Annotated in this window: 7 protein-coding genes and 2 pseudogenes; 8 read left to right on the top strand and 1 reads right to left on the bottom strand. The window is 64.7% G+C overall.

The features are described from left to right. On the bottom strand, positions 1 to 413 hold a 413-nt coding region (locus CWO91_RS40720), incomplete at its 3' end, for a flagellar biosynthetic protein FliO (protein ID WP_208753143.1). Positions 414 to 765: 352 nt separating this feature from the next. Here CWO91_RS40720 and flgB point away from each other — a divergent pair. The 8 genes and pseudogenes from flgB to CWO91_RS40680 all read left to right on the top strand — a co-directional run. After that, positions 766 to 1,170, top strand: coding sequence for a flagellar basal body rod protein FlgB (flgB, locus tag CWO91_RS40715; RefSeq protein WP_091897990.1), 405 nt, complete (start codon positions 766 to 768; stop codon positions 1,168 to 1,170). Between the two features lie 18 nt (positions 1,171 to 1,188). Then, a complete protein-coding gene (gene flgC / locus CWO91_RS40710) occupies positions 1,189 to 1,614 on the top strand; it encodes a flagellar basal body rod protein FlgC (protein ID WP_091897988.1) in 426 nt (141 codons plus the stop codon). 16 nt (positions 1,615 to 1,630) lie between these two features. Then, positions 1,631 to 1,939, top strand: a complete 309-nt coding sequence (gene fliE / locus CWO91_RS40705) for a flagellar hook-basal body complex protein FliE (RefSeq protein WP_130220950.1) — start codon at positions 1,631 to 1,633, stop codon at positions 1,937 to 1,939. Between the two features lie 165 nt (positions 1,940 to 2,104). Beyond that, positions 2,105 to 2,368 (top strand): flagellar biosynthesis protein FliQ, encoded by a 264-nt coding sequence (gene fliQ / locus CWO91_RS40700; RefSeq protein WP_011088555.1) that lies wholly within the window; start codon positions 2,105 to 2,107, stop codon positions 2,366 to 2,368. Between the two features lie 17 nt (positions 2,369 to 2,385). Beyond that, positions 2,386 to 3,156, top strand: a complete 771-nt coding sequence (gene fliR / locus CWO91_RS40695; protein WP_130220949.1) for a flagellar biosynthetic protein FliR — start codon at positions 2,386 to 2,388, stop codon at positions 3,154 to 3,156. A gap of 7 nt (positions 3,157 to 3,163) precedes the next feature. After that, a complete protein-coding gene (gene flhB, locus CWO91_RS40690) occupies positions 3,164 to 4,243 on the top strand; it encodes a flagellar biosynthesis protein FlhB (RefSeq protein ID WP_091897982.1) in 1,080 nt (359 codons plus the stop codon). A 154-nt stretch (positions 4,244 to 4,397) separates the two neighbouring features. Next, a pseudogene (gene cckA, locus CWO91_RS40685) lies at positions 4,398 to 6,979 on the top strand (cell cycle histidine kinase CckA). 535 nt (positions 6,980 to 7,514) lie between these two features. Beyond that, positions 7,515 to 7,843: pseudogene (locus CWO91_RS40680) on the top strand (hypothetical protein); the annotation flags it as partial.

Here is a 7,843-nt window from a genome sequence, read left to right as displayed (position 1 = left end):
GGCGGCTCGGGCATGTGTGGCTCGGGATGATCCAGCAGCTCGGGTCGCGGCACTTCGTCGGCCCAGCCGCCGGAATCGGGCATGGGGGCGAGGCGGGGCGGTTCCGCGGCGCTGGGACGCTGCGGAAGCTGGTCGCGGCCGGACGCGGCGCGAACGATGTTGGGCTCGACGACGATGTCCGTCGGGCCGCCGATCATGAGGAGATGCTCGACATTGTCACGCCGGACCAGCACCAGGCGACGCCGGCCGTCGACCGCGGCGGCATCGATCACGGCGAGCCGAGGCATCCTGCCGCGCTGGGTGTTGGCGCCCAGCCGGCTGCCGGCGAATCGGCGAACCAGCCATGCAGCGACGCCGATCAACGCCAGAACGACGATGAACGCGACGATGAAGGTGATAGGGCTGCCTTGCATACTTGTCCCCGACAAATGGTGCTCTTCTCGTGCCCATGGTCAGACGCGCCAACCACCGGCCTACGATGCCCCAAACTGCGATCTCTTAATGTTCCACGGCAAGTTTTGCCGTCCCCAACTCTTAATAACCTATGAATCGCTCGATCCAAAACGACTTCTTGGCCCGTGTACGCGCCGCCAAACGGTTGGGTTAATGCCACTTTTGGCAGCGTCGAATCACAAAGCGCGCATTTCGTGTGCCGTCGGGGAACAGGCACCCGTGACATCTTTAACCAGCTGTTAACCATACAGGCGGCAAATTCTGCCTAGCTTCGGACCTCAAGGTCCGGGAAGGGCGGAAGGAGCCGCAACCATGTCCATCAACGACCTCCCGGTGCTGTCGGCGCTTCGGACCAAGATGCAGTGGCACCAGGAGCGCCAGCGCGTCCTGTCCGAGAACGTCTCCAACTCCGATACCCCCAAATTCCGGCCGCGCGACCTGGTCGAGCCGAAGCTCGACAAGACCGGCGCCGTGACGGGCTCGATGGGGCCTCTGGCCCTTGCCCGCACCAGCGCCTCCCATATGACGCCGTCAGGCGCGGCCTCCGCATTCGACCAGAACAAGAATGCGGGTTTTGAGACCCGCCCAGCGGGCAACGCCGTCAATCTCGAAGAGGAGATGATGAAGGCGGCCAGCAACCAGATGGACTACGCGGCGGCGACCTCGCTCTATTCGAAGAGCCTGCATCTGCTCAAGACCGCGATCGGCAAGGGTTAGAGCTAGAGGAGCCCCATCATGGCGAATGACAGCAGCGATTTTGCCCGCTCGATGGCGATCGCGACCTCCGGCCTGCGGGCCCAGGCCGGTCGCATGCGGGTGATCTCGGAGAACATCGCAAACGCGGATTCGACCTCGCAGACATCAGGCGGCGATCCCTATCGGCGCAAGGTGCCGACCTTTTCTTCCGCGCTCGACCGCACGCTCGATGCGCAAGTCGTCACGCTCGGCAGGATCAAGCCCGACCAGTCCAGCTTCCGCGTCAAATACGAGCCGAACAATCCGGCCGCGGATGCGAGCGGCAACGTCAAATATCCCAACGTGAACTCGGTGGTCGAGATGACCGACATGCGCGATGCGCAGCGGTCCTACGAGGCCAATCTCAACATCATCAGTGCGACGCGCCGGATGATCCAGCGCACGCTCGACATCCTCAAGAGCTGAACAGGACATTTGAGCCATGGCATCACCGACAATCGCCGCCAATACTTACGCCAGTCTCGCCCGCGTGCTGGAGAACAGCGGTGCCGGCAAGGGCAGCGAGCCCAGCGGACAATCCTTCGCTTCGCTGCTGAAAGACGCTGTCGGCAGCGTCATGGAGTCCGGCCGCAAGTCCGACGCGCAGACGGTGGCGATGGCCGCCGGCAAGGCCAACGTGATGGACGTGGTGACGGCGGTCGCCGACACCGACGTCGCGGTGTCCACGCTGGTTTCGGTCCGCGATCGCGTGATCGCGGCCTATGAAGACATCATGAAGATGCCGATCTGATAGGGAATGGCGCTCGCCCCAACCGTCATTGCGAGCGCAGCGAAGCAATCCAGAGTCTTTCCGTGGCGGCAGCCTGGTTGCTTCGCTGCGCTCGCAATGACGGGGAGAGGGCGCTCGTTCCTCGCCAGGGTGGCGGGGATGAAGGTTGAATAAGGAATTCTGCAAATGACCGGACCCGAAACCCTCGACGTCGCGCGCGATGCGATCTGGACCATCGTGATCGTGTCGTCGCCGCTGATGGTGGTCGGCCTCGTGGTCGGCGTCATCGTGTCGCTGTTCCAGGCGCTGACGCAGATCCAGGAGCAGACGCTGATCTACGTGCCGAAGATCCTGGCCATCTTCGCCACGATGCTGTTGGCGCTACCGTTCATGGCCGACTCGCTCCACGCCCACATGCTGCGGATCTCGTCGCGAATCATCGGCGGCTGAGGCAAGATGCGTAAACCATGCGCATCGACGTCTCGCTGCTGCCGGCGCTCGCCGCTTCCTTCATGCTCGCCTTCGCCCGGGTCGGTGCGATGGTGATGCTGCTGCCGGGCCTGGGTGAGACCAACATCCCGACGCGGATCAAGCTGTCGATCGCGCTGCTGCTCACGCTGATCATCCTGCCCCTGCACCGCAATGCCTATCATGTCGACATGGGCTCGCTCGCACCGCTCCTGGTCCTGATGCTGCATGAGATCGCGATCGGCATCGTGCTGGGCGCGACCGCCCGTGTGACGCTCTCGGCCCTGCAAGTCGCCGGCTCCGTGATCGCGCAGCAGATGGGGCTCGGCTTCGTCACCTCGGTCGATCCGACGCAGGGACAGCAGGGCGTGCTGGTCGGCAATTTCCTGACCATACTGGGCGTGACGTTGTTGTTTGCGACCGACAGCCACCATCTGGTGATCGCGGCGCTGAACGACAGTTACAAGATCTTCTCGCCGGGCGAGACCGTCTCGAGCGGCGACATCGCCTCGCTGGCAACGCGGGCCTTTGCAGCCGCGTTCCGCCTGGGCTTGCAACTCTCCGGACCGTTTCTGGTGTTCGGCCTCGTCTTCAACATCGGGCTAGGTGTGCTGGCGCGGCTGATGCCGCAGATGCAGGTCTATTTCGTCGGCGTGCCGCTCTCGATCTTCGCGGGCTTTCTGGTCCTCGCCGTGGTGCTCACGGCGATGATGGGTACGTTTCTCGACTATTTCATTGGTGTCATGCACCAGATGATGCCGCTCAAATAGGTGATCGATGGCGGAAGACAACGATCCCGAGAGTCAAACAGAAGACCCGACGCAAAAGCGCCTCGACGATGCGCTCGAACGCGGCGACGTCGCCAAGAGCCAGGAGATCAACACCTGGTTCATGATGGCGGGCGGCACGCTCGTGGTCTCGACCTTCTCGGGCTCGGTCGGAAGCGGGCTGCTGACGCCGATGCGCAACCTGCTCGCCAATTCCTGGATGATCAAGACGGACGGCAAGGCTCTGCTCGCGCTGATGCAGCAGATCGAGTTCGCCGTGCTCACGGCAATCGGCGTGCCCCTCTTGATGCTGGTGCTGGCGGCAATTGCCGGCAACATGCTCCAGCACCGTCTGGTGTGGTCGGCCGAATCCCTGAAACCCAAATTCAACAAGATCTCGCCCGGCGCCGGCTTCAAGCGCATCTTCGGCAAGCAGGCGGCGGCGAACTTCCTGAAAGGCCTCGGCAAGCTGATCGCGCTCAGCGTGGTCATGACCATGATCCTGTGGCCGGAGCGGCATCGCATGGAGGCGATGGTCAAGCTCGATCCGGCCGCCATGCTCGGCGCCACCACCAGCATGACCATCCATCTGCTCGGCGCGGTGGTGGCGGCGCTCGCGATCGTCGCCATCGCCGACTATTTCTTCCAGTACCGCAGCTGGTTCCAGCGGCAGAAGATGTCGCTCCAGGAGATCAAGGAAGAGTTCAAGCAGTCCGAAGGCGACCCGCATATCAAGGGCAAGATCAGGCAACTCCGGCAGCAGCGCGCCAAGAAGCGCATGATGGCGGCGGTTCCCAAGGCCTCCGTGATCATCACCAACCCGACCCACTATTCGGTGGCGCTGTCCTACGAGCGCGGCATGTCGGCGCCGATCTGCGTCGCCAAAGGTGTCGACAATCTCGCCTTCAAGATCCGGGAGATCGCGCGCGAGCACGACATCCCGATCGTCGAGAACGTGCCGCTCGCCCGCGCGCTCTACGCCACCGTCGACATCGACCAGGAAATCCCGACCGAGCACTACCATGCGGTCGCCGAAGTCATCGGCTACGTCATGCGGCTGAAGCGCGGATTCGGCGCCGGGCGGGGATAAAATGTCCGAAAAGTACCGGAAATGGCCGTAATCTGGGAATCAGCATACCTTTCGCTCCTGCTGCCCTTGCACCTTTGGGTCCGATTCAGGCAGGGAGGACCCTGCGCGCCCCGTAGCGCGTTGATTCTCTGCCGACAGGCTGCGCCAGCGTGAAATGACTGCTGAGACCGACCACGACCTCACACGCGAGCCCGCTGCGGCGCACGAGCCGTCGCCGCGCTCGGGCAGCATCGCGCTGGTGCTGCTGGTGGCCGCCGGCCTCGTCGCGGTCGCCATCGGGCTGATGACGCTCGGTCGCGTGCAGGCGCAGCCCTATATCCTCGGCATCCTCGCCGTGCTGGCGATGGTCGGCCTGTTCAACCTGTTCGCCTTCGCCGCCGGCATCATCCGCTTCGCCGACCGCAATCTCGACGATCCCATCATTGCCCGGATCTCCGATCACGCGTTCGACGGGCACGCTGTCACCGATGCGCGCGGGCATGTGGTCTATTCCAACGCGGCCTATCTGACGCTGACCGGCGCCACCGGCCCGCAGGACGTGCGCCCCGTCGAGCGCGTCTTCATCGGCAACCCCGACGTTTCCGAAGCCGTGTTCCGCCTGCTCAAAGCCGCCCGCGAAGGCAAGCGGCAGCAGGAGGAGGTGCGCATCTCCGGCCAGGACGGCAATCAGGGCCGCTGGCTGCGCATGCGGGTGCGCCCGCTCGGCACCGGCAAGCGCGAGGCGAAATATGCGGTGTGGTCGATCGCCGACATCACCCGCGACCGCGAGCGCCAGGAAGACGTGTTCCAGGAGCTCCAGCACGCGATCGAATATCTCGATCACGCGCCTTGCGGCTTCTTCTCGGTCAATCCGGCCGGCGAGCTCGCCTATGTCAACGCGACGCTGGCGAACTGGCTGGACTACGACTCGCCGAGATCGGCTCGGGTGGATTGAAGCTCACCGACATCGTCTCCGGCGATGGCGCCTCGCTGCTGACCTCGATCGTGGCGGTCCCGGGCGAAGTGAAGACCGAAGTCTTCGACATCGACCTGCGCATGCGCACGGGCAAGACCATGCCGGTGCGGCTCTATCACAAGCTCGCCTTCGGCGCCGACGGCGCGCCGGGGCCGTCGCGCACGCTCGTGATCAGCCGCGCCCGCGACGAGCGCAGCGATCCCGACCGCGCCGCCGAAGTGCGCTTCATGCGCTTCTTCGACCACACGCCGATGGCGATCGCGACGGTGGATCGCGGCGGCAACGTCGTGCGCGCGAACGCGCGCTACGCCAAGCTCGGACAGGCGCTCGGGCTCGACAGCGCCTCCAAGTCGATCTTCCGCGCGGTCAATTCGCGCGACCGGCACCTTTTGATCGCGGCCATCAACCAGGCCGCTGAAGGCCAGGCCGACATCGCGCCGGTCGAGGTGGCGCTGGAGGGGACCAAGGAGCGCTGGGGCCAGTTCTTTGTTACGCCGGTCGATGCGGCCGAGAACGAGGCGGAAGCCGCCATCGTGCACATGCTCGAGACCACCGAGCGGCGCGCGCTGGAGAACCAGATCAACCAGTCGCAGAAGATGGAGACGGTCGGCCAGCTCGCCGGCGGCATCGCCCACGACTTCAACAACGTGCTCTCCGCTATCATGATGGCGAACGACTTCCTGCTGAACGCGCACAAGCCGACCGATCCGTCGTTCCAGGACATCATGCAGATCAAGCAGAACGCGACGCGCGCCGCGACGCTGGTGCGGCAGCTGCTGGCGTTCTCGCGGCGGCAGACGCTGCGGCCGCAGGTGCTCGATCTCGGCGATGCCTTGAGCGATCTCACCATGCTGCTGCGCCGGCTGATCGGCGAGAAGGTCAAGCTCGACCTTGTCCACGGCCGCGATCTCTGGCCGGTGAAGGTCGACGTCTCCCAGTTCGAGCAGGTAATCGTCAATCTCGCGGTGAACGCGCGCGACGCGATGCCGGATGGTGGCAAGCTGATCATCCGCACCGCCAACGTCAGCACCGAAGACGCGGGCAAGCTCGCCTATAAGGGCATGCCGGCCGCCGACTATGTCCGGATCGAGGTCGCCGACACCGGCACTGGCATCCCCGCCGACATCCGCGACAAGATCTTCGAGCCGTTCTTCTCGACGAAAGAGGTGGGCAAGGGCACCGGGCTCGGGCTTTCCACCGTCTACGGCATCGTCAAGCAGACCGGCGGTTTCATCTACGTCGATTCCGAGCCGGGGCAGGGCACCTCGTTCCATATCTTCCTGCCGCGCCATCATGCCGAGCCGGAGGTGCAGGTCGAGCAGCCCGCAGCTTTGGTCAGCGCGGCCAGTGGCGCCGCGAAGGACGCCGCGCTGGTGGCGGAAGCCAAGCCGCGCACCGATCTCACAGGCCAGGGCACCATCCTCCTCGTCGAGGACGAAGAGGGCCTGCGTGCCCTGAACGCGCGTGGCCTGCGCTCGCGCGGCTACACCGTGGTCGAGGCCGAGAACGGCGTCGAGGCCATGGAGGTGCTGGAGGAGCAGAGCGGCGCGATCGATCTCGTCGTCTCCGACGTGGTGATGCCGGAGATGGACGGCCCGACGCTGCTGAAGGCGATGCGGGAGAAGAACCCCGACATCAAGTTCATCTTCGTTTCCGGCTACGCCGAGGATGCGTTCGAGAAGAGCCTCCCCGAGGGCCAGCAGTTCGACTTCCTGCCAAAACCGTTCACGCTGAGCCAGCTCGTGGCGGCGGTGAAGGAGACGATGACGAAGGCGGGGTGAGCGTTGTGCCCGAGAGATTGCACTGACGCGCGACAACCTCCGCCGTCGTCCTGGCGAAAGCGAGGACCCATACCGCGTGATCTCTCGGTTGCGCACGCTGCCAATCCCGAACGACCGGCCTTCGCCAAATTGCCTCTCAGGGTAATGGGTCCTGGCTTTCGCCAGGACGACATCGGAAGTGTATGCGCGCGACTGCTTCAATCCCGTCATTGCGAGCCACCGGGTCCGCGCAAGGCGCGGCCCGATGACAGGCTCCGCGAAGCAATCCAGGGCGTCTCCTTGGAAAGAGCCTGGATTGCTTCGTCGCAAGAGCTCCTCGCAATGACGTGGTGGGACGCTGCGCTCGCAACGACGAGGGAAAAAGCGGAAATCCCATCGCAAAAGCGCCGGTATCCCGCGACCTCGGTTCCCCGCCCGGCCAAACCCCCGCCAAATATGGGCTTTTGCCACATCCCCGCGACTGAGGGCCGCAGCTTTAGGTTCCGAAACCGGCTTCACTTTTCGGGAAGTCTGCCCATCTTAAGCGCACCTCCCCATGCCGGGGATTTGGGAAACGCACATGACTTTCTCGCAACGATCCCGCAGTCTTTTCAAGACGATCGCCGTGGTGCTGGCGCTTGCGCTGCCGACCGCGCTGGCGATCTCGTCCGCTGATGCCCGCGTCGGCGGCGGCTTCTCGTCGGGTTCGCGCGGCTCGCGCACCTATTCGGCTCCGCCATCGACCACGACCGCGCCGGGCTCGACCTCGCAGTTCAACCGCACCTACACCCAGCCGGGCGCAGGCATGAATTCGGCCGCGACCGCGCCGGCGCGCGGCGGCCTGTTCGGCCGCGGCGGTGGCTTCCTGGGCGGCCTTGCGGCCGG

The organism is Bradyrhizobium genosp. SA-3 (assembly GCF_004212635.1).
Lineage (GTDB): Bacteria > Pseudomonadota > Alphaproteobacteria > Rhizobiales > Xanthobacteraceae > Bradyrhizobium.
The sequence above is the reverse complement of the archived record's forward strand: the minus strand, read 5'-3'. Positions and strand labels throughout refer to the sequence as shown.